The organism is Fructilactobacillus sp. X8R2C1, assembly GCF_059900955.1.
Genome location: NZ_JBWXVI010000005.1, coordinates 15,924 through 37,218 on the forward strand (window position 1 = coordinate 15,924; position 21,295 = coordinate 37,218).

A 21,295-nucleotide genomic window follows, 5' to 3' on the forward strand; every position below is an offset into this window, starting at 1 on the left:
TCCTGTTAAACAGGGGGTTTTTGCATTTAAAGCGGATTACTAGCGTTTATTAAAGAATGAGATTTATAATTGACGTATAAGTCAATTGGATTGTAGAGGAAAATATATTGCAAGATAATAAGTTAAAAAATGAAATTGAGCAGGAGTTACAATCACATCCTGATCAAAGTTATAGTGTCGAAAAATTAGCTGATGATTTGAATTATCATGGATCATCAGCTTTCAAATTAATCGTTTCAGAGCTCGCTTCACTGGAACGAGACCGTGCCGTTGTGGTTACTGAAAACGGTGATTTTAAGGTTAATCCAAGTGAGTTGAAGCTAGAGGGGATTTTCCACTCTAATCCAAAGGGATTTGGCTTTGTTAGATATGATGATGAATTACCTGATGCCTTTATCGCACCTGATGAAACGATGCATGCGATGAACCTGGATAAGGTTGAGATTCAGATTACTAAGCCAGGTGAAAAAGATTCTGATCGGGGACCACAAGCTAAAGTGGTTAGTATTTTAGAACACCATTACACTCATGTGGTTGGTGAATTTCGTAAGACTGATGATGATCATGGTTATCTTGGTCAGGTTGTTTTAAAAGACAAAAAATTAGCAGGATTCAAGTTCTACGTGGTAGATGCTGGTCTTCATCCTACTCCAGGAGAAGTGGTTACTGCTGATATTACGGAATATCCAAGTAACGAGCATCCAGATTACATGGTTGGAATTGTGAAACAAGTAATTGGAAGTGTTGATGACCCTGGAATTGATATTTTACAGGTTGTCTATGCTCATGATGTTCCTTCCCAATTTCCAGAAGATGTTCTAGAAGAAGCAGATGCTATTCCGGACCATGTTTTGCCTGAGGAAACCAAAGGACGAGAAGATATTACCGATCAGACGTTAGTTACCATTGATGGAGAATCATCCAAAGATTTGGATGATGCCGTCACGGCATGGAAGTTACCAAATGGCAATTATCATTTAGGGGTCCACATCGCTGACGTTAGTCACTACGTTAAACAAGGAACACTACTTGATCGTGAGGCGTATAAACGTGGAACCTCAGTTTATTTAACCGACCGAGTTATTCCAATGCTGCCTCGCCGTCTATCAAACGGGATTTGTTCGTTAAACGAGGGACAACTACGGTTATGTTTAAGCTGTGATATGGAAATTAATCCCCAAGGGAAAGTTGTCAAAAAGCGGATTCATCCGAGTGTTATGAAGTCGAAAGCTCGAATGACATATACAGCTGTCAATAATATTCTTGAATCACATGATAAGAAAACGAGAGAAGAATACCATGATTTAGTACCAATGTTTGAAACCATGGCTGAGTTACACCGAATTTTATACAAGCAAAGAAAGCGTCGTGGGGCGATCGACTTTGATGATGACGAAGCAGAAATCATCATGAACAAAGAAGGTAAACCCGTTGATATTAAACTTAGAACGAGAGGTTTAGCCGAACGAATGATTGAATCATTCATGTTGGCTGCAAACGAAACTGTTGCTGAAACTTACTATCGACTTAAAGTTCCGTTCATTTATCGTGTCCATGAGACGCCAGATCCAACGCGAGTTAAGGACTTCTTTGAATTCCTAACTGCCTTTGGAATTGAAGTAAAAGCTGACCCCGATCATTTAACTCCCAAGACTTTACAGAACATTTTAAGTAAAGTACACGGACTTCCTGAAGAAACAATGGTATCAGTAATGATGCTTAGAAGTTTACAACAGGCCAAATATAGTGATAAGTGTGTGGGACACTTTGGATTAGGTGCCAAATACTACACCCATTTCACTTCACCAATTCGACGTTATCCTGATTTGTTTGTCCATCGTTTAGTTCATTATTATGAAGATAATGGGATTAATGATGTTACCAAGCAAACCTATGCTGACCAGGTTGGAGAAGTTGCGGTTCACTGTTCAGAAACTGAGCGTCGCGGTGTTGACACCGAAAGAGACGTTGATTCGATGATGAAGGCTGAGTACATGACTCAACATATTGGTGAGGAATACGATGCAGTTGTATCTTCAGTGATGAAGTTCGGAATGTTCGTTGAACTTCCAAACACCGTTGAAGGTCTTATTCATATCAGCAAGATGAATGATGATTACTATGAGTACGTTGAAAAGTACTTGGCGCTTGTTGGTAGAAATACCAGAAGAACTTATAAGATTGGACAAACGTTACGGGTTAAATGTGTTGCGGCCGACGTTGATCAGATGACCGTTGACTTTGAGATCGTTAAACCAGAAGATGCTCCATTGAGTGAACTTCTCCCAAAACAGGAACATAAAAATGATAAGCACCATCACAGTGGCAAACATTCTGATGGGAAAAATCGTCGTCAGAGTTATAAGAATCAAGATCGTAGAAAGAACGGTAAAAAAGGTCATTCGTTTAAAATCAGAACCAAACCATCTAATAGTCGCAAAAAATAGGGGATGGGAACATGGCTAGAAAAAAGCATCAACCAACTGAAAAGAACGTAATGGCAACTAACCGAAAGGCCCGACATGATTACTTTATTTCTGATACTTATGAAGCTGGCATCTCACTAACGGGAACTGAGATTAAATCAGTTAGAGAACGCCGTATGAATCTAAAGGACGGATTCGTGCAGGTGAGAAACGGACAAGCTTATTTGATGAATGTCCACATCAGTGAGTATGCGCAAGGAAACCAGTTTAATCATGATCCATTGCGTAATCGAAAGTTGTTGTTGCATAAAAAAGAGATCAAAAAACTTGGTGAAGCGACTTTGACTAAGGGAATTACCATTGTTCCCTTAAAAGTTTATTTAAGACATGGCTACGCTAAGGTGCTGATTGGGGTTGCTAAGGGGAAGCGTGAATATGATAAACGTGAAACCATAAAGCAACGTGATACCCAACGGCAAATTGATCGCGTTATGAAACATTATTAATTAAAAGAGAGTGCAATAGCACTCTCTTTTTGCTTGCCTAAAAATTCACATTTTATGGTAGAATAAATTGGAGGTGTTAATAGTGAAACCGTTTATTCATAACGACTGGTGGCCGATTTTGGAACCAGAATTTGAGAAACCATATTATCAAAAGTTAAGGCGTTTTTTGGTTGAAGAGTATAATAACAAGACGATTTATCCAGAAATGCACCATATTTTTCAGGCATTTGAGTGGACTCCCTTTAGTAAGGTGAAAGTCGTTATTCTGGGACAAGATCCATATCATGGTCCTAATCAAGCCAATGGTCTTAGCTTTTCGGTAATGCCAGGCGTAGCTGTTCCACCATCTTTAAAGAATATTTATAAGGAATTACAAAGTGATTTGGGCATTAAACCAGTTAATCACGGTTATCTAAAAAGTTGGGCTGAACAAGGGGTATTGTTATTAAACTCCGTTTTGACCGTTCAAGATGGAGTGGCTTTTTCTCATCGTGGCAAAGGATGGGAAAGACTCACTGATTATGCTATTGAACAATTGTCAAAGCGTCCTGAACCGGTTGTCTTCATCCTATGGGGAAGGGCCGCTAGGGATAAGATTAAGTTGATTAATACTGACGCTAATATTGTGATTCAGTCGGCTCATCCAAGTCCCCTTTCTGCGAATCGAGGCTTTTTTGGCTCAAAACCGTTTTCAAAGACGAATGAAGCACTAAAAGCCATGGGTGAGACGCCGATTAACTGGAAATTACCGGAACACGTCACTGCCACTAATAAGGAGAGTTAATTATGGACCTTTTTGATAGTTTGAAAGCAAAGATTAACGATAAAAACATTAAGTTAGTATTCCCTGAAGGGGAAGATCCAAGAATTATTGAAGCAACTAGTCGGCTTAAAAAAGATAATTTGGTTGAACCAACGTTATTGGGTGATCCCCAAAAAATCAAACAAGTTGCTAAAGAAAACGGAAATGATTTAGACGGAATTACCATCATTGATATCCAAAACGTTGATTCTGACACGTTCAACGAGATGGTTAGATCACTTGTTGCACGGCGTAATGGCAAAACGGATGAAAAAACAGCTCAGCAATGGTTGAAAGATCCGAATTATTTTGGCACGATGATGGTATACATGGGAACCGTTGACGGAATGGTGTCCGGTGCAGCTCACCCAACTGGTGATACGGTTCGTCCAGCACTTCAGATTATTAAAACTAAACCAGGTGTGAAGTTGATTAGTGGTGCTTTTGTCATGCAAAAGGGTGACACACGTTACTTGTTTGCAGATTGTGCCATTAACATTGAACTTGATGATCAACAACTTGGTGAAGTTGCCGTTGAAAGTGCACATACCGCCCGGTTGTTTGATATCGATCCCAAAGTTGCCTTACTTAGTTTTTCAACCAAGGGTTCAGCTAAGGGACCAGAAGTCGATAAAGTTCAAAGTGCAACCAAGATTGCCCAAAAGTTAGATCCAGATACTCCAATTGATGGGGAACTCCAATTTGATGCTGCGGTTGTTCCCGCGGTTGCAAAGAGTAAGGCACCGGGTTCAAACGTTGCTGGTCAGGCAACCGTTTTTGTCTTTCCAGAGCTTCAGTCAGGAAACATTGGTTACAAGATTGCCCAACGTTTAGGTGGATTTGAAGCCATTGGTCCAATTCTTCAGGGATTGAATCAACCAGTTTCTGATTTGTCGAGGGGATGCAATGCTGAAGATGTTTACAAGGTAGCCATTATCACGGCTACTCAAGCACTTTAATTTGAGGCGATTGAATTGATTAAATTTAAGGTTGATAGTCCCGATCAAACTGAAAAATTAGGCGAAGAACTCGCCCCGGATTTAAAAGCTGGAGACGTTATTTTACTCGATGGCGACCTTGGCGCGGGAAAAACCACCTTCACAAAGGGACTTGGGAAAGGTCTCGGAATTAAGCGAAACATCAAAAGTCCGACTTTTACCATTATTCGGGAATACAAAAATGGACGGTTGCCCCTTTATCACATGGACGTTTATCGTCTTGAAGAGGGAGGATCCGACGAATTAGGTCTGAATGAATATTTTAACGGTGATGGAGTCAGCGTCGTTGAATGGTCCAAATTTGCGGAGGACGAACTTCCCGACCAGTATTTGAGAATCAGATTTACTAGAAATGATGATCTGGGGGATAACGATCGGACAATTGAAATGACTGCTAAGGGACAGCATTTTGATTCAATTTTAAAGTCAGGAGACTTAGTGCTTGGCAAAGGATAATGAAGAAATTACGATTCGTGCTGCTAAATCGGACGATTCCGAAGCACTAATCGAGCTAATGAAACGATTAAGTCAAGAATCTAGTAACTTTACGACGGATGTTCAGATTGATCAATTGACCGCTGAAACCGAAGCAGATGCCATTGACGCGGTGAATGCCACTGGGACTAACATCATTTTAGTGGCAGTTGCTGGGACGAAATTAATTGGAGTCTTGAGCGTTAGTCAGGTTGACGAGACTGCTGGGGAACTTGGTGTCGCCGTTTTAGCTGATTATCAGGACATTGGACTTGGGACCAATCTGATTCAGGAAGCAATTGACTGGGTGGCCACTTTTAGTCACCTTAATGAATTGCGATTGACGGTCTTAAAGTCCAATGTAGGGGCTTTTCGATTGTACAAAAAATTAGGATTTATCACTAGTGATCAAAACGATCATGTTATTGAAATGAAAATGAACGTAAAAAAAGGCTGAGAAAATATCTCAGTCTTTTTATATTAACTTAACGAACGGTTTAACAGCGTTTTTGCCAAACTGCTGGTATTCATAAATCAAGATGTTAGCACACGCTAAGCTGTCATCTAATGCATTATGATGGTGTTTTAATTCAATTCCTAAGTTCTCGCTAACCGTGTTTAACTTATGGTTAACAAATCCAGGGTAAAACTTTTTGGAAGTCTTAACGGTATCAAGAGTCTGATAGTGTGGTTTTGATAAACCATACCTTTCCAGACTCTTTTTTAATACACTATTATCAAAATTATTGTTGTGGGCAATCACCAGCTTATTTCTATCAAAGAGGGGGCTAATTTGATCCCACACCTCTGGAAAGGTTGGTGAGTCAATTACATCTTTTTCATGAATACCATGAACATTGATATTGCGCCAGTTAAACTCACATTCGGGGTTAATTAATGAGTAAAACTCATCAACGACTTCGTTATTTCTTACTACCGTTAATGCGACCGAACAAGCACTGGCTCGTTGACCCGCAGCAGTTTCAAAGTCAATTGCCGCAAAATTCATTTAACGATTCTCCTCTAATCAATCTTAAGTCCATCAGTAATTAATTGGATCGGAGCATGATCTGAGCCGGTTACCTCACCAAGAATGTTTGACTCGGCAACGTCATCTTGAATTGAGTTAGAAACCAAGAAATAATCCATTCTCCAACCACGATTTTGGGCTCGCTCGTCGTAACGGTAACTCCACCAAGTATAGGCACCACTTTGGTAAGGATGAAGTGCTCTAAAGGTATCTACAAATCCGGAAGCTAATAATCGACCAAAATCGTCACGTTCCTGTTGGGTGTATCCAGCCTTGTGGTGATCTTCTTCTGGGTCATCAATGTCAATTGGTTGATAAGCAACGCTCATATCGCCGCCAATCACGACCGGCTTTCTTTCAGCAAGTTTACTTACAAAGGTAATAAATTTTTGGTCCCAATCAAGACGGTAGTCGAGTCTTTGCAGCTCTTCACCTGAATTGGGTACGTAGGTATTAATTAAATAAAAGTCAGGATATTCGAGTGTCAAACAACGGCCCTCGGTGTCAGTGTCGCTTCCATCAACACCATAAAACACGTTATCAGCTTTATGCTTTGTGAAAGTAGTTACGCCTGAGTAGCCGGGGCGTTCCGCTGAGTCCCAGTACTGGTAATAGTCACCTGGTACTTCTAAAGCAATATCATTTTCGTGAACTCGAGTTTCTTGAACATTAAAAAAGTCAGCATCAGTTTCATTAAAAAATTCGTAAAAATTCTTTTTAACTGCTGAACGTAAACCATTTACATTCCATGAGATAAAATTCATTGTATCCCCTCCTTTAATGCCAGTATAGCACGATCAGAAGTGTTTAAATAATGATAACGTGCTAGAATGTAATATGGATAATTAGAAAGGAAAATGACGAATGACTGAAGATTTAACAAAAAAATTCAAGGATATTAAAATTTTAAAAGATGAACCACTTTCCAAGTATTCTTGGACTAAAACTGGTGGGAAAGCTGATTTTCTTGCATTTCCTTCATCATTTAAAGAAACCGAAGAATTATTAAATTATACAAATGAAATTAAAATGCCGCTTACTGTGCTGGGAAATGCCAGTAATCTAATCGTACGAGATGGTGGAATTCGTGGGTTAACCATGATTTTGACCCAAATGAATAACATTAGAACTGAAGACCATCGGGTAATTGCCGAGGCTGGGGCTGCTTACATTGATGCAACTAAGGCTGCTCAAAAAGCCGGTTTGACTGGATTAGAATTTGCTGCTGGGATTCCTGGCAGTGTCGGTGGCGGAGTGTTTATGAATGCCGGTGCTTATGGGGGAGAGACCCAGTATGCACTTGAATCAGCCACGGTTTTGACGCGTAAGGGTGAGATTATTGTTTTAAACAACGACCAGTTAGACTTTGGTTATCGTCATAGTAGTATTCAAGACTATGGGGACGTTGTTTTGGAAGCGACCTTTAAACTTGAACCCGGGAATAAACGTGAGATTCAAAACGAGATGGATCATTTGAACTACCTGAGAAGATCAAAGCAACCCTTAGAATGGCCTTCATGTGGGAGTGTTTTCAAGCGTCCTAAAGGATACTTTGCCGGAAAGCTGATCCACGATGCTGGACTACAGGGATATCGCTCTGGCGGAGCTGAAGTGTCAAAAAAACACGCCGGATTTATCATTAACGTTGGTGGTGCCACCGCTACTGATTATTTGAATGTGATTAAGCACGTTCAGGAAACTGTGTATAAAGATAATGGGGTTCACCTTGAGACTGAGGTTCGAATTATTGGTGAGCCAAAATAGGAGGAAACATAGCTTATGGTAATAGTTGAAGCAGTCATCACATTAATAGTTTTAGTCCTGCTTTCTAGCATTATCTCTCACTATGTCACTAAGATTCCAGTTAGTTTGATTCAAATTTTGCTTGGTTTAGGATTAGCATTATTCTTTAAATTCAAAATTGATTTAAACACGGACTGGTTTTTATTGCTGTTCATCGCACCATTGCTATTTAATGATGGTCGTGACTTTCCAAAACGAGAACTTTGGGAATTACGTGGTCCCATTTTTGAAAATGCCATCTGGTTGGTGTTCATTACAACCATTATTGGCGGTTATTTCGTTAATTTGCTGGTACCATCAATGCCACTGGCAGCCTGTTTTGCTCTAATTGCGATTTTGTCTCCAACCGATCCAATTGCCGTTCAGTCCATCTCAAAGCGTGTTCATCTTCCAAGTAATATTTTGCATCTAGTATCAGGTGAGAGCTTGATTAACGATGCTAGTGGACTAATTGCGTTTAAATATGCGATTGCTGCAGTTGTCACCGGTTACTTTTCTTTGGAACACGCTGCGGTTGATTTTGTTTATACCGCACTAGTGGGTTTGATCATTGGAATTGTTGGAATGTCTTTAATTATTGTTCTTCGTAATTTGTTATTAAAGGTACACTTCAATGACGTGATTTTTAACGTCGTCCTGCACATCTTGACACCGTTTATTATTTATGTAATTGCTGAAGATCTTCTTCATGCTTCGGGAGTTATTGCGGTGGTTGCCGCTGGGATTATTGATCACTTACAGACTAACGTTACCAATACCAAGTCACCAGAAGTCAACTTGTTGACCAATCGTACTTGGGATGTCATTGTTTACTGTTTAAACGGGATTGTGTTTTTAATCTTAGGTATTGAATTACCGGTTGCTACTAGGGTGGTCATCAATGGATCGGAATATCGAACTTTAGCTTCGTTTGGGATTGCTTTTGCCGTTTGGGTGGCTCTTTTGGTAATTCGAGTGGTCTGGATTTTAGGATACGAATTCTTTTCGTACTACATTACTAAACGGTCCAATAAGAAGCCCAGTTTGTCGGTTGCGCTATTGGCTGGAATTTCCGGGGTTCGTGGTGCCATTACCATGGCAGGAATTCTTTCGGTTCCCGCATTTTTATCGAATGGAAAGGAGTTTCCCGACCGTTCTTTGATGCTTTTTATTGCCGCAATGGTTATCGTGATCAGTTTAGTTGCGGCTACCATTATCTTGCCAATCATTTCCCCAGATGCTAGTTCACTTCAGACCCGAGCCTCATTGATTGATAAGGATGAAGATGATGATGAGACGGAAGATGAAGAAGATGAGCAGGAGGGCTATATTTCGGAAGATGCTGCTCGGATTTACATCGTAAAGAGTGCCATTGTCAGTCTTGAAAATAATAAGACCAATGATAATGAACGAGCGGTATATGATATTGTTTTGGATTATCAGGTTGAGTTACGAAAACTTTTAAGAAAGACGAGAGACGATAGTGCAGAAAGTACGTCTCTCAATGAAGAACTTAGTTTGAGACGAGTTGCTTTAAAAGGAAAACGTGACGCGGTTAAAGATTTGTATCGTGAACAACAAATCTCAAAAGATACTTACTGGATTGCAAATCGAAGGATTAATCGTGAGGAACGTCGAATGTTTGCAAATGGCTACGACGGCTATCGCAAAAATCACTGGTACTATCCGGGATGGTTTTCATCGATTCTTCATTCCATTAAAACCTGGCAGGTAAGTGAATCAGAAAGTAAAAAGACCAAGAGTGAATTAAGACTTGTTACGATTGTTGGTGATCAGGCCGCCATTGATGCTATTTCAGATTTCTTGAGTCGAAGCGACATTAATGGTCAGGACTTTGACTCACAAATTGTTCACTTTATTGTCACTTTCTATCAGAGTCAGATTGAACGGGCCAATTCATACGATGATCCCGACGAAGATGATGAAGTCTTTGAGTATCAATTGATAAGATTACGGTCGGTTGCACTGGAAGCAGAACGTCGCGCTGTGGAACAATTGATTAATAATAAAAAAGTTAGTCACGCGATGGGACTTCACTTGCGGCAGGACATTAATTATAAGGAAACGCTAATGTTGAGTGATAACTAAAGAATCCTCCACTTATTGATAAGTGGGGGATTTTATATTATTCCTTATTATTACTGATAATGGAATAAATCCAGTAGATCATTAACTGTAGAACGGTCATCAAAAATACGAATACGACCATGTGCATATTCCACATGTTTAAAAATGGTCGAATGTACATCCTAGGTGAAAGGATGAGGTAAATTGTGTGGACTCGCATAAACCGTCCAATGAATAGTCCGATGGAACTTGCAACCGTTAGAATCACAATTGTAACGAAGTTAGAAAAATTACCGGATAAATGAATTTTAACGTCAATGGCCTTAGCAACGTGGACTAAACTCCAGAAACCGATAAAGGCACAGCTTAATGCACTGATCATCAGACATGTGTATAAAAACCAGACGTGCGGATCAAGTCGAAGTAACCCATTGGCTTCATCAGGATGTAGCCAAGCGAGATGAAGTAGGTCGGTCAGAATGTAGGGTGAATTGGGATAGAACAATAACCACAGAAGTGATAGGATCCAGAACACGAAACTATTTTGGTGTGGTTTGTTACCGATGTGGAAACTAAGTTCAATTGGGATGTATCCTAAAAGGGTGTTGAGCGCTAAAAAACCGAAGCGTGTATCACGTAGAAACATGAATAAAAGCACGATCCACCCGATGAAAAATATTCTAACTTGCCATCTTTTATTTTGTGACATTATAATTTGACCCCTTTTCTTCTATATATAAATTAAACCCCAAATTAGCAAAAAAAACTAGAAATTTAACCATAGAATTTAATTTTTTTAACATTTGGAATTAGTTAACTGCCTTTATTTCAGCAATAATTCAGTGATATAATAATATACAAATTGGAGGTCGTTCTATGGGGATTGATTGGAGTAGCTTATTTACATTACATAACCTAAGCAACTTAATTGATATATTGGTTGTCTGGCTCGTGATATACGAGTTAATCATGCTTCTTCGTGGCACTCGGGCAGTGCAACTTTTTCGCGGCATTATTGTAATTATTATCGCTAAAATTGCCAGTTGGTATTTAGGACTGACGATGGTATCTTGGATTCTGGATCAAATTATCAATTGGGGAGTTATTGGATGCATTATCATCTTCCAACCTGAAATTAGACGCGGACTTGAAAAATTAGGACGCGGCTCACTCTTTAGAGCAACCCAGAATCAGGATGAAAAAGCCAAAAAAATGATTAATGCTTTAGATGGAGCAATTCAATACATGTCCAAGCGTCGAATTGGAGCGTTAATCACCATTCAAATGCATACCGGGCTAGAAGAATACATTGAGACCGGGATTAAGCTTGATGCTGACATTTCAAGTCAGTTATTAATTAACATTTTTATTCCCAATACGCCTCTTCATGACGGAGCGGTCATCATTAAGGATGATAAGATTGCTGCAGCGGCTGCCTACTTACCGTTATCGCAGAGTAATTTGATCCCTAAGGAATTGGGAACTCGTCATCGTGCTGCCGTTGGAATCTCGGAAGTTTCCGATGCTTTAACGATTGTTATCTCAGAAGAAACGGGAGAAGTTTCAATCACTAGAAACAATGAGCTTCTTCGTGGGATGACTCAGGAGGATTACCTGAAATACCTGAGAAGTCAGTTGATTCCTCGTGATCGACAGGAGCAACATCCAACGATTGTGACTCGTGCGATTAGTTTCTTTCAGAAGCATTTCGGAGGTGACAAGTAGCCATGAAAAAATCTTTTCGGAGTAAATTATTCTATGCTATCTTGGCACTAGTCTTTACAATTGCACTGTTTTTCTATGTTCATGATGGCAAAAATGATATGGGTCTCACTAACAGTACCAGTAATTCGACTAAAAGCACCCAGATGGCAGCTAATAAAACCAAGACACTGTCAGTTCCATTACAGCTCAACGTAAACTCAGACAAGTATTTTGTAATTGGTTATCCAGAAAAAGTTAACGTCCAGTTGTCAGGACCGTCGGCGTTAGTCACTACAACCGCTAATACCCAGAACTTTAAGGTGTACGCTAACCTTAGTAATTTGGGGCCCGGAGAACACATCGTTAAATTACAACAGCAGGGTCTAAATTCTGACATTAAGAGTAAGATTAAACCTGCTCGCATTAAAGTTAACATTCAACCACGCCGGACCGTTAAGTTCCCCGTAAAAGCTGTCTACGACAAGAAAAACATTGCTTCTGGTTATAAGGCCGGAAAGCCGTCGTTAGACGTCAGTTCTGCAAAAGTGACTGGACCGAGTGATCAAATTAATCGAATTGATTCAGTAGTTGCTAAAACTAACTTGAAGCCTAACACCAAGCGTGATATAAAACAGGATGCGGTGATTGAGGCTTTAGACAAAAAAGGAAAGACCATCAACGTTATTATTACCCCATCAACAAGTTCGGTTGATTTACCGGTTTCAGCGGGTGATAATAAGAGGGTACCAGTCAAGGTTAATTTAGTTAATAAGCAGGCAAGTAAGACCTATGACGTTAAGTGTGATCCATCTGATGTGTTATTGTTAGGTGATAAAGACACGATTGATGGGATTAATTCGGTTAATGCCGACGTTGATGTCGAAAACATGTCTGGTGATAATACTAAGACGGTTTCACTTGATGCGGGTAACTCCAAAGTAAGTGGCTTGGATCCGGAAACGGTTAAAGTACAGATTAACGCAAAGAATAAGTAATAAAGTGAGGACTATATATGAAATATTTTGGAACAGACGGAATTAGAGGAGTTGCGAATAAAGACTTAACCCCAGAATTGGCTTTTCGGGCTGGTCGTGCAGGTGGTTATGCTCTGACTAAGCACAGTGTTCAAGATCATCAGCCACGTGTCTTGGTATCAAGAGATACACGAATTTCTGGACAGATGTTGGAAGATGCTTTGGTAGCTGGAATGTTGTCCGTTGGAATTGAGGTGGTTCAACTCGGAGTTGTCACTACCCCCGGAGTAGCATACTTGGTTAGAGATCAAAGTGCTGATGCCGGAGTTATGATTACGGCTTCACATAATCCCGCTGAGTTCAATGGAATTAAATTCTTTGGCGGTGACGGATATAAATTGTCCGATGACATCGAGGCTGACATCGAGAAGATTCTTGAAAGTGATACTGATGACTTACCACGTCCCTCAGCAAAGGGATTAGGCACTTCAGCAGAGTACACCGAAGCATCGCAAAAGTATCTTCACTTTCTGTCCCAAACGATTCCAGATGAATTAAGTGGGATTAAGGTGTCAGTTGATGCCGCAAATGGGGCTACCAGCAACTTGGTTCCCCGCCTTTACGCTGACCTTGGCCTTGACTTTAAAACAATGGCGACCTCACCTAATGGACTAAATATTAATGATAACGTCGGTTCCACTCACCCAGAACAGTTGCAAAAAATGGTTGTTGAAAATGGTTCCCAGTTAGGAATTGCCTTTGATGGTGATGGTGATCGGTGCATTGCTGTCGATGAAAAGGGAAACATCGTTGATGGTGATAAGATTATGTACATCTGTGGTAAGTATATGGATGCTAATGGTCGATTAAAGCATGACACCATTGTTACGACAGTGATGAGTAACCTCGGAATGTACAAAGCCATGGAAGCCAACGGCTTAAATAGTGTGAAAACTAAAGTTGGGGACCGATACGTGGTTGAATCAATGAAAGCCAATGGTTACAATCTAGGTGGCGAACAGTCCGGTCACATTGTGTTTTTGGACTTTAATACCACTGGCGATGGGATGCTAACCAGTCTGCAATTAATGCATATTATGAAAGAAACCGGTAAACCGCTTTCCGAATTAGCAGACGAAGTGAAAAAATATCCTCAAAGTCTTGTTAACGTGAAGGTTTCTGACAAAAAGCACGCGATGGATCATGATAATGTTAAAAAGGCCATTGATGATGTTGAAGATGAAATGAATGGTAATGGTCGTGTCTTGGTTCGACCAAGTGGGACTGAGCCGCTGTTAAGAGTCATGGTGGAAGCTCCGACTCAAAAAGAAAGTGATAAGTATGCAAACAAAATTGCCGACGTTGTTAGAGACGATATGGGAATTGAATAAAGCAATCACGAATTATTAAAAGAGTTAACGTTTGTTAACTCTTTTATTATGCTTAAATTTTTATTAAATTTCGTTCATCAGTGCTATACCAATTCTAACTTATATTTGACAAACACTTGTGAAACCATTATTATCAAAGATGTTAAGTATATAAATAAAATTTAAATACATCTATACCAATTTTAAAGAGAGGTCATTCCCATGTGCGGAATCGTTGGAGTTACAGGCAATAAGAATGCGACATCCATTTTAGTTAATGGATTAGAAAAATTACAATATCGAGGATATGATTCAGCCGGAATCTTTGTGGAAGAAAAAGACCACAAAGATTATTTAGTGAAAACAACTGGAAGTATCGACGATTTAAAGAAAAAAATTGGACCAGAGGTTCAGGGAACTGCCGGAATTGGGCACACTCGTTGGGCCACTCATGGTGGAGTGAACATTGAAAATGCTCATCCTCAATTCTCAGATGACAATCGTTTCTATCTGGTTCACAATGGTGTGATCGAAAACTATGAACAATTGAAGAAAGAATACTTATCAGACGTTAAGTTTCATAGTCAAACTGACACCGAAGTGGCGGTCCAATTGGTTGATAAGTTTGTGACTGAAGACAAAATGAGCACGAAGGATGCCTTCATTAAGATGCTTTCACTCCTTAAAAATTCTTCATATGCTTTTATCTTAATGGATAAAGAAGATCCAGATACTTTATATGCAGCCAAAAACAAAAGCCCCATGTTGATTGGATTATGTGACGGTTTCAACGTAGTATGCTCTGATTCAATTGCCATGTTAGACGTTACTGATACTTTTCTTGAGGTGGTTGATGGTGACGTTGCGATCGTAAAGCCTGATAAGGTAACCATCCTTGATGAAAACAGTAAGCCAGTAGAGCGTCATCAGTTCAAGGTAACCATTGATCCAAGTGCGTCTGATAAAGGGACTTATCCTTACTACATGCTTAAAGAGATTGATGAACAACCCAATGTCATGAGAAAATTAGTTAAAGAGTACTTTGATGCAGACGGAAACATGAACGTTGGTTGTGGCGTAATGGATACCATCCTTGATTCAGATCGAATCTATATCGTGGGTGCTGGTACCAGTTATCATGCTGGATTAGTCGGTAAAGATTTGATGGAAAAGTACACTGGAATTCCAACTGAAGTGCACGTCTCATCCGAGTTTGCTTATGAAGATCCATTGCTTTCTAAGAAACCATTCTTTATCTTTTTGACTCAAAGTGGGGAAACTGCCGATAGTCGGGAAGTCTTAGTGAACGTTAACAAGCATCATTTCCCTAGTTTAACCATTACTAATGTTGCTAATTCGACCTTGTCACGCGAAGCAACTTACACGATGTTGCTTAATGCTGGTCCAGAAATTTCAGTTGCTTCAACTAAAGCATATACTGCTCAAATTGCAATCCAAGCCATTTTGGCAAAGGCCGTTGGTATGCGGGGTAATCGTCAGGTCGCAAAAGATTTTGATTTAGCACGACAATTGGGTTTGGTTGCGACTGGGATGCAGTCAATTGTTGAAGAAAAAGATAAGATTGATGAAATTGCTAAGAAATATTTCGTTGATGCTAAACAGGCCTTTTACATCGGCCGTGGGGTTGATTACACTGTTTCCCTTGAAGCAGCGTTGAAGTTAAAAGAAATTTCTTATGTCCATGCGGAAGGCTTTGCTTCTGGTGAACTTAAGCACGGAACGATTGCATTGATTGAAAAGGGCACTCCAGTGATTGGTATTATCACCCAGAAGAAGACCGCTGGATTAACTCGTAGTAATCTGGAAGAAACTGCAGCTCGTGGTGCCAGTGCTTTGACGATCGTGCGACAAAGTCTAGCTCAAGATGGTGATACGTTTGTGATCCCGGACGTTGATGAGTTGTTAACACCGCTGCTTAGTGTCATTCCAGCTCAACTAATTGCTTATTACACTAGTTTGAACAAGGGATTGAACGTTGATCGTCCAAGAAACCTTGCTAAAAGTGTTACAGTTGAATAATGTTTTTAAGAGCTACCATTCTTGGTAGCTCTTTTATTATGTTGTTGAAGCATCGTTGAATACTGAACTTTCTTTACATTTTAGTAATTTTCTCGTATTATTTTATTATCGTGTCAGTTGTAATTTTGAATTTAGGAAGTAAACCATGACTGAAAAAAATTATAAAATTAAAGTACAAGATGTCACCAAAGAGTATGACATGTTCAAGACTCAATCTGACAAGTTAAAGTCGTTTTTCTCATTATCAAGGAAAAATAAAACCCCACATTTTTGGTCTTTGATGGGAATTTCATTTACCGTTCAGCCTGGTGAAGCATTGGGAATCATTGGTGTAAATGGTTCAGGAAAGTCAACCATTTCTAACATTATTTCTGGCATTATTCCGCAAACGACCGGCCAAGTTGACGTGCGCGGAGATACTTCGATTGTTGCGATTAACGCTGGATTGAGAAAGAATTTAACTGGCCGTGAAAACATCCGAATGAAGTCATTGATGCAGGGACTTACAAACCACCAAATTGATGACATGATGGATGATATCATTGCCTTTGCTGATATTGGTGATTTTGTTGATCAACCAGTAAAAGACTACTCTAGTGGTATGAGGTCCCGACTTGGCTTTGCCATTGCCGTTCACATTAAGCCAGACATTTTGATTATTGATGAAGCCTTGTCCGTTGGTGACGATACCTTCTACCAAAAATGTGTTGATAAGATTGATGAATTTAAAAAAGAAGGTAAGACCATCATCTTTGTATCTCATTCACTAAAGCAGGTGCGTTTGTTGTGTGACCGAGTTGCTTGGATTAACTACGGGAAGCTACGGAAAATTGGTCCGATGGAAGAAGTCGTCTCCGAATACCAGAAGTTCATCAAGTGGTTTAAGTCGTTAAGCAAAAAAGAGAAAAAACAGTTCCAGAAAAAAGAAAAGACCATTCAGAAGAATTTTGATATTGATAAGTATCAAAAAGAAATTACTAATGAGTATGCTGAGGATCACCCGAATGACCCTAATCCAGCACGAACCATCCATAAGCGGTTCTATAGTGAAGTTATTCAAGAAAAGATGCCGTTGACCACTAAGATTATGACGTGGGCGGTTTTCTTTGCCATGATTTTCTTTTGCTTGGTAAATGTATCTGGTCATCCAACGATGGCAGTTGTTAGACATCCAAGTTATATCATTCACCCAAGTAAGAAGATGAGGTACCAGAAGAAAAATGGTAAATCAGTAATGGTCACCAAGCATGAATACAAACAACTTGAGAAACATGCCTGGGGACAACGATAAAAATTTTGCTATTATTCAAAGTGAATAATAGCATTTTTGTTTAGGAGGAAGATTTAGATGGCAATGAAGAGTCATGAAACATTTACATTGATTGAGGAAATTACGCGGTTAGATGGGTCTAAGTACCTTGAAATCAGCAACATGGTGCAGAACGGACGAGCTGAGCTTGCCGCAGAACGAAAAATGATTAAACAGGTTCGGATCCTTCAACTAAACATTCCTCACTCCGTTCATGTCATTAATTACGAGAACTATGTTAACCAGAATTATGTGATGCCAAAGGAAAACTTTGACCACTTTGAGGAGTGGAAACGAACCCCAGCAATGGATCATGAAGTCCAGATGATTTTAAAAGAGAACCATATTGGTTAAATCAATTGGCTAATCTTTTTGTGAATTAAATCATTAATATTTGTTATCACCAACCACCAAATATGGCATAATGAGTATGAATAATATTTGGAGGTGTTGATGATGACTGAAAAATTTTTAATTGGAACTTATACCCAAAAAACTAGTAAGGGCGTTTATCAAATTGAATTAAACAAAGACAAAAAACAGCTGGAAAATGCTCAGTTAATTGCGCAAATTAGCTGTCCAACTTACGTTGTGGAATCTAGTGATCATAAAATCTATGCGATTGATCGTAATCAAGATGAAGCGGCAACACGTGGTGGGATTGCTGTTTTTGATGGCAGTACCATGCCTGCTAAATTAATGCAAGAAGACATTGAAGTGGGTCCCTCACCAGCTTACATTACTGTAGATGAAGGACGCCAGATGGTCTATACAGCAAATTATCATACTGGTAATGTCATTGCGTATCACATTGAAAGTGACGGGACTGTCAAAGAATCACAGCGAATCCATGACGATGGAATGACCGGTCCACTACCAGAACAACAAAGTGGTCCTCATCCACACTATGCCGATCTAACTCCTGATGATCGCTTAGTGATTTGTGACCTGGGATTGGATCGAGTTTATTTGTATGATGTTTCTGACGCGGGTGAGATTACTCCTGTTAGTGAGATTCAGTTGTCACCTGGATTTGGTCCAAGACACATTGCTTTTGCTGAATCGACGGGAAAGGCTTACTTAATTGGTGAACTAAGTAGTAAGATTGCAGTTCTTGATTATAATGAAGAAGCTGGCATCTTTACCGTCCAACAAGTTGTTAAAACTATTCCTAATGACTACAAAGATGCCAATGGTGGAGCGGCAATTCGAATAACTGACGATGAGAAGTTTGTGTATGTTTCTAATCGTGGCAATGATTCGATTGCTGTTTTTAAGGTCCTAGATGATGGTGACTTAGAGCGAATTCAAGTAATTTCAACTGAAGGGGAATTCCCGCGTGATTTTAACTTTAATTCAGATCAATCCTTCCTAATTGCTGTAAATCAAAACACTAATAACGCAACCTTGTACGAGCGAAATCATGAGAATGGTAAGTTATCTGTCATTCAAAAGGATTTTGCGGTACCAGAGGGAACCTGTGTTGCTCCTCGAAAATAGTTAATTTAATTAAAAGTTAATGCTTTTATAGCGTTAACTTTTTTCATTCCCTTAACAAATTGATATAATTAATTTAGACAGGTGGGGTGGAGATTTTGATTAAATTAATTGTGACAGATATGAACAAAACCTTTTTAAATGAAGCTAATCGATATGATGAGATTAAGTTTTTAAAAACGTTTCAAAAGATGAAACACCAAAACGTTAATTTTGCCGTAGCTAGTGGCGGACCGAATGATAAATTACAAAGCCTGTTTATTGATTATCGGGACCAAATGGATTTTATTTCTCAAAATGGTTCAGTAATTTATCGTGGTAATGATTTAGTTCATGCCGAATCGCTGAATGATGATCAGATTAAACAGACCTTAAAGATGCTTTATGATGATTTTGGCCCTGACATTGTCGGGGTTAACGTATCTGGGCTTAAGCATACTTATGTAGATAAAAGGCTACCCGAAAAAATGTATCAGTTAATGAAACAATACTACAGTAATACGGTCCGTTTGAATGATTTGGCTAACATCACAAGTGAGAACACTGATGATCAATTAGTAAAAGTTGGTGTGACGTTTAAGCAAGGTGCAAACGTGATGCGAAAAGTTCATGAAATGCGACAGATGCTTCCAGATAATCTTGAGAGTTTGAACTCTGGCTTTAATACCGACCTAATTGGTGTAAAGGGGATCGACAAAGCAACTGGCGTGCGCTATTTGATGAAAAAATATGATGCTAATCCTGAAGAAGTTGTCACATTTGGGGATAATGAGAATGATTTAGGAATGTTGGATTTAACCCCGAATAGTTATGCTATGAAGAATGGCATTCGGGAGGCAAAGGACGCCGCTGGTCACGTTACCGAGTTTGATAATAACGATGATGGGGTTCTAAGGACAATTGATACCATTTTAGATAATCAGTAGTTTCATTTAGTAAGGTAATGACAGTACAAATATACGTGAGGCGATTAAAAATGAATAATGAAGAATTAAATAACATTGTTGAAGGACGTTTGGATAAGTACTTTGAAAAATATCCAAGTACTCCTGATGTTGAGATGTACAAGATTGAGTTGAAACGTTCAATCGTAAAAGATGCCTTAGCTAAGATTTCAGATGAAGTTACGATTAACGATGCAATTAACCAGGCTTTTTCTGACTTTGGTGACATTGATCACGCTATTAATCAGATTGTTTTTAAAAGTCATGGAATCAAGGATTAAAATGAATTAGCCGTTGTGGCTTTTTTTATTAGGATACACATGATAATATATTCATATGAAATAAATTACATATATATAAGGAGAAAATCATGGATTCTAAGATTAATCCCAAAAAATTAGAAGAAGCTCATGAGTTATTTAAAATCTTGAGTAATCCGGTTCGGATTCATATGTTAGTGTTGTTAGAAAATCACTTACTCAACGTTGGTGAGATTAGTGAGGAACTTGGACTTGAACAATCAGCTACCTCTCATCAATTGGCAATGCTTAAAAAGCATCAATTGGTAAGTAGCGAACGGAAGGGCAAGTCAAATTATTATCGCCTGGATGATCCTCATATTATGGACATTGTAAATGAAGGACTAGCTCATTCGGATCACGTGGTAAGGGGTGTCAAACATGGAAACTAAAAACGTGGTTGGATATGGAATCATAGTTGAGTTGGTTGCGATTGCTTGGATGATAGTAGAATTTTCGGTTGGCTTAAAGGCCGGGATCGATGCCCACTCAATTGTATTAATTGCGTTTGGTCTTGATAGTTTGATGGAGATTATTGCTGGATTTGTTTTACTATTTCGTTTGGAAATTGAGTTTAAAGGGAGTTCAAAAATTGACATTAATCGAGTGGATAAGGTTGCCACGAAGATCGTTAGCATCATTTTGCTCCTTCTGTGTGTCTATATTCTAGTTACTTCTGGATATAATTTGTTTCAGCATGAAGGTGCTGATGGCAGTCTGATGGGGATCATCATTTCTATTTTGTCTCTTATTATCATGCCAATGATCGCCTATGCTAAGTATTGGATTGGGAAAGTAATTGGTTCTAACGCTTTAATTCAGGATGCCATTTGTAGTGTTACGTGTGCTTATCTTGCTGGGACGGTGCTTATCGGAGTTTTGCTTAATTATTTTTTCCATATTTGGTGGATCGATTCAGCAGCAGCAATTCTAATTGTTTTCCTTATTGGTAAAGAGGCATTAGAATGTCTTGTGGAGAGCTAATCTTGACAAGTGCAATTATAGAACTATAATAATAATTGTATAAAGTTTAGTTGTACAAAACTAAAAGG

At 39.2% G+C, this 21,295-nt stretch carries 22 protein-coding genes; 19 read left to right on the forward strand and 3 right to left on the reverse strand.

Annotated elements, in window-relative coordinates; all coding sequences use genetic code 11:
* Positions 1–107: 107 nt before the first annotated feature.
* The 6 genes from rnr to AC6UD6_RS05860 all read left to right on the forward strand — a co-directional run bounded on the left by rnr (position 108) and on the right by AC6UD6_RS05860 (position 5,663).
* The gene (gene rnr, locus AC6UD6_RS05835; protein WP_500694300.1) at positions 108–2,447 is read left to right on the forward strand and encodes a ribonuclease R; all 2,340 of its coding nucleotides are present in this window, start codon (positions 108–110) and stop codon (positions 2,445–2,447) included.
* Between the two features lie 11 nt (positions 2,448–2,458).
* Positions 2,459–2,932 (forward strand): SsrA-binding protein SmpB, encoded by a 474-nt coding sequence (smpB, locus tag AC6UD6_RS05840; protein ID WP_500696020.1) that lies wholly within the window; start codon positions 2,459–2,461, stop codon positions 2,930–2,932.
* 82 nt (positions 2,933–3,014) lie between these two features.
* Positions 3,015–3,716 (forward strand): uracil-DNA glycosylase, encoded by a 702-nt coding sequence (locus AC6UD6_RS05845; protein WP_500694302.1) that lies wholly within the window; start codon positions 3,015–3,017, stop codon positions 3,714–3,716.
* 2 nt (positions 3,717–3,718) lie between these two features.
* Complete coding sequence (gene pta / locus AC6UD6_RS05850) at positions 3,719–4,693, forward strand: phosphate acetyltransferase (RefSeq protein WP_500696021.1); 975 nt, start codon at positions 3,719–3,721, stop codon at positions 4,691–4,693.
* 15 nt (positions 4,694–4,708) lie between these two features.
* Positions 4,709–5,188 (forward strand): tRNA (adenosine(37)-N6)-threonylcarbamoyltransferase complex ATPase subunit type 1 TsaE, encoded by a 480-nt coding sequence (tsaE, locus tag AC6UD6_RS05855; protein ID WP_500696022.1) that lies wholly within the window; start codon positions 4,709–4,711, stop codon positions 5,186–5,188.
* Entirely contained in the window at positions 5,175–5,663 is a 489-nt protein-coding gene (locus tag AC6UD6_RS05860) for a GNAT family N-acetyltransferase (protein WP_500696023.1), read from the forward strand. Before tsaE ends, AC6UD6_RS05860 begins: the two co-directional genes overlap by 14 nt.
* A gap of 18 nt (positions 5,664–5,681) precedes the next feature.
* Here AC6UD6_RS05860 and AC6UD6_RS05865 read toward each other — a convergent pair whose 3' ends face one another.
* Positions 5,682–6,215: a 3'-5' exonuclease gene (locus tag AC6UD6_RS05865; protein ID WP_500694306.1), complete on the reverse strand. Its 534-nt coding sequence runs from the start codon at positions 6,213–6,215 to the stop codon at positions 5,682–5,684.
* A gap of 14 nt (positions 6,216–6,229) precedes the next feature.
* Positions 6,230–7,000: an exodeoxyribonuclease III gene (locus tag AC6UD6_RS05870; RefSeq protein WP_500694307.1), complete on the reverse strand. Its 771-nt coding sequence runs from the start codon at positions 6,998–7,000 to the stop codon at positions 6,230–6,232.
* Between the two features lie 100 nt (positions 7,001–7,100).
* Between AC6UD6_RS05870 and murB the strand changes: the two genes are divergently transcribed.
* Together murB and AC6UD6_RS05880 are read left to right on the forward strand one after the other, a co-directional pair.
* Positions 7,101–8,000 (forward strand): UDP-N-acetylmuramate dehydrogenase, encoded by a 900-nt coding sequence (gene murB, locus AC6UD6_RS05875; RefSeq protein ID WP_500696024.1) that lies wholly within the window; start codon positions 7,101–7,103, stop codon positions 7,998–8,000.
* 15 nt (positions 8,001–8,015) lie between these two features.
* Positions 8,016–10,127: a cation:proton antiporter gene (locus AC6UD6_RS05880; RefSeq protein ID WP_500696025.1), complete on the forward strand. Its 2,112-nt coding sequence runs from the start codon at positions 8,016–8,018 to the stop codon at positions 10,125–10,127.
* Positions 10,128–10,164: 37 nt separating this feature from the next.
* Here AC6UD6_RS05880 and AC6UD6_RS05885 read toward each other — a convergent pair whose 3' ends face one another.
* Entirely contained in the window at positions 10,165–10,815 is a 651-nt protein-coding gene (locus tag AC6UD6_RS05885; protein ID WP_500694310.1) for a DUF1361 domain-containing protein, read from the reverse strand.
* 167 nt (positions 10,816–10,982) lie between these two features.
* On the opposite strand from AC6UD6_RS05885, the gene cdaA reads away from it, so the two are divergent.
* The 11 genes from cdaA to AC6UD6_RS05940 all read left to right on the forward strand — a co-directional run bounded on the left by cdaA (position 10,983) and on the right by AC6UD6_RS05940 (position 21,227).
* Positions 10,983–11,831, forward strand: a complete 849-nt coding sequence (gene cdaA / locus AC6UD6_RS05890) for a diadenylate cyclase CdaA (RefSeq protein ID WP_500694311.1) — start codon at positions 10,983–10,985, stop codon at positions 11,829–11,831.
* A 2-nt stretch (positions 11,832–11,833) separates the two neighbouring features.
* Positions 11,834–12,805, forward strand: coding sequence for a CdaR family protein (locus tag AC6UD6_RS05895; RefSeq protein ID WP_500694312.1), 972 nt, complete (start codon positions 11,834–11,836; stop codon positions 12,803–12,805).
* A gap of 17 nt (positions 12,806–12,822) precedes the next feature.
* A complete protein-coding gene (glmM, locus tag AC6UD6_RS05900) occupies positions 12,823–14,175 on the forward strand; it encodes a phosphoglucosamine mutase (protein ID WP_500694313.1) in 1,353 nt (450 codons plus the stop codon).
* Between the two features lie 201 nt (positions 14,176–14,376).
* Positions 14,377–16,194 (forward strand): glutamine--fructose-6-phosphate transaminase (isomerizing), encoded by a 1,818-nt coding sequence (gene glmS, locus AC6UD6_RS05905; RefSeq protein WP_500696026.1) that lies wholly within the window; start codon positions 14,377–14,379, stop codon positions 16,192–16,194.
* A gap of 145 nt (positions 16,195–16,339) precedes the next feature.
* Positions 16,340–17,485: an ABC transporter ATP-binding protein gene (locus AC6UD6_RS05910; RefSeq protein ID WP_500696027.1), complete on the forward strand. Its 1,146-nt coding sequence runs from the start codon at positions 16,340–16,342 to the stop codon at positions 17,483–17,485.
* 57 nt (positions 17,486–17,542) lie between these two features.
* The gene (locus tag AC6UD6_RS05915) at positions 17,543–17,857 is read left to right on the forward strand and encodes a hypothetical protein (protein ID WP_500696028.1); all 315 of its coding nucleotides are present in this window, start codon (positions 17,543–17,545) and stop codon (positions 17,855–17,857) included.
* A gap of 102 nt (positions 17,858–17,959) precedes the next feature.
* Entirely contained in the window at positions 17,960–19,003 is a 1,044-nt protein-coding gene (locus AC6UD6_RS05920; RefSeq protein WP_500696029.1) for a lactonase family protein, read from the forward strand.
* A 95-nt stretch (positions 19,004–19,098) separates the two neighbouring features.
* Positions 19,099–19,926 (forward strand): HAD-IIB family hydrolase, encoded by an 828-nt coding sequence (locus AC6UD6_RS05925; RefSeq protein WP_500696030.1) that lies wholly within the window; start codon positions 19,099–19,101, stop codon positions 19,924–19,926.
* Positions 19,927–19,976: 50 nt separating this feature from the next.
* Entirely contained in the window at positions 19,977–20,225 is a 249-nt protein-coding gene (locus AC6UD6_RS05930) for a hypothetical protein (protein WP_500694319.1), read from the forward strand.
* Between the two features lie 89 nt (positions 20,226–20,314).
* Positions 20,315–20,635 (forward strand): ArsR/SmtB family transcription factor, encoded by a 321-nt coding sequence (locus AC6UD6_RS05935; protein WP_500696031.1) that lies wholly within the window; start codon positions 20,315–20,317, stop codon positions 20,633–20,635.
* Entirely contained in the window at positions 20,625–21,227 is a 603-nt protein-coding gene (locus AC6UD6_RS05940; protein ID WP_500696032.1) for a cation efflux transmembrane domain-containing protein, read from the forward strand. Before AC6UD6_RS05935 ends, AC6UD6_RS05940 begins: the two co-directional genes overlap by 11 nt.
* Positions 21,228–21,295 lie beyond the last annotated feature (68 nt).

What these genes read in the sequence shown, in the direction of transcription:
- murB (WP_500696024.1), top strand. Translation starts at nt 7,101, where the DNA reads ATGACTGAAGATTTAACAAAAAAATTCAAGGATATTAAAATTTTAAAA.
- AC6UD6_RS05935 (WP_500696031.1), top strand. Translation starts at nt 20,315, where the DNA reads ATGGATTCTAAGATTAATCCCAAAAAATTAGAAGAAGCTCATGAGTTA.
- AC6UD6_RS05930 (WP_500694319.1), top strand. Translation starts at nt 19,977, where the DNA reads ATGAATAATGAAGAATTAAATAACATTGTTGAAGGACGTTTGGATAAG.
- glmS (WP_500696026.1), top strand. Translation starts at nt 14,377, where the DNA reads ATGTGCGGAATCGTTGGAGTTACAGGCAATAAGAATGCGACATCCATT.
- cdaA (WP_500694311.1), top strand. Translation starts at nt 10,983, where the DNA reads ATGGGGATTGATTGGAGTAGCTTATTTACATTACATAACCTAAGCAAC.
- AC6UD6_RS05895 (WP_500694312.1), top strand. Translation starts at nt 11,834, where the DNA reads ATGAAAAAATCTTTTCGGAGTAAATTATTCTATGCTATCTTGGCACTA.
- AC6UD6_RS05910 (WP_500696027.1), top strand. Translation starts at nt 16,340, where the DNA reads ATGACTGAAAAAAATTATAAAATTAAAGTACAAGATGTCACCAAAGAG.
- AC6UD6_RS05915 (WP_500696028.1), top strand. Translation starts at nt 17,543, where the DNA reads ATGGCAATGAAGAGTCATGAAACATTTACATTGATTGAGGAAATTACG.
- smpB (WP_500696020.1), top strand. Translation starts at nt 2,459, where the DNA reads ATGGCTAGAAAAAAGCATCAACCAACTGAAAAGAACGTAATGGCAACT.
- AC6UD6_RS05870 (WP_500694307.1), bottom strand. Translation starts at nt 7,000, where the DNA reads ATGAATTTTATCTCATGGAATGTAAATGGTTTACGTTCAGCAGTTAAA.
- glmM (WP_500694313.1), top strand. Translation starts at nt 12,823, where the DNA reads ATGAAATATTTTGGAACAGACGGAATTAGAGGAGTTGCGAATAAAGAC.
- pta (WP_500696021.1), top strand. Translation starts at nt 3,719, where the DNA reads ATGGACCTTTTTGATAGTTTGAAAGCAAAGATTAACGATAAAAACATT.
- AC6UD6_RS05865 (WP_500694306.1), bottom strand. Translation starts at nt 6,215, where the DNA reads ATGAATTTTGCGGCAATTGACTTTGAAACTGCTGCGGGTCAACGAGCC.
- AC6UD6_RS05880 (WP_500696025.1), top strand. Translation starts at nt 8,016, where the DNA reads ATGGTAATAGTTGAAGCAGTCATCACATTAATAGTTTTAGTCCTGCTT.
- AC6UD6_RS05885 (WP_500694310.1), bottom strand. Translation starts at nt 10,815, where the DNA reads ATGTCACAAAATAAAAGATGGCAAGTTAGAATATTTTTCATCGGGTGG.
- AC6UD6_RS05920 (WP_500696029.1), top strand. Translation starts at nt 17,960, where the DNA reads ATGACTGAAAAATTTTTAATTGGAACTTATACCCAAAAAACTAGTAAG.
- AC6UD6_RS05940 (WP_500696032.1), top strand. Translation starts at nt 20,625, where the DNA reads ATGGAAACTAAAAACGTGGTTGGATATGGAATCATAGTTGAGTTGGTT.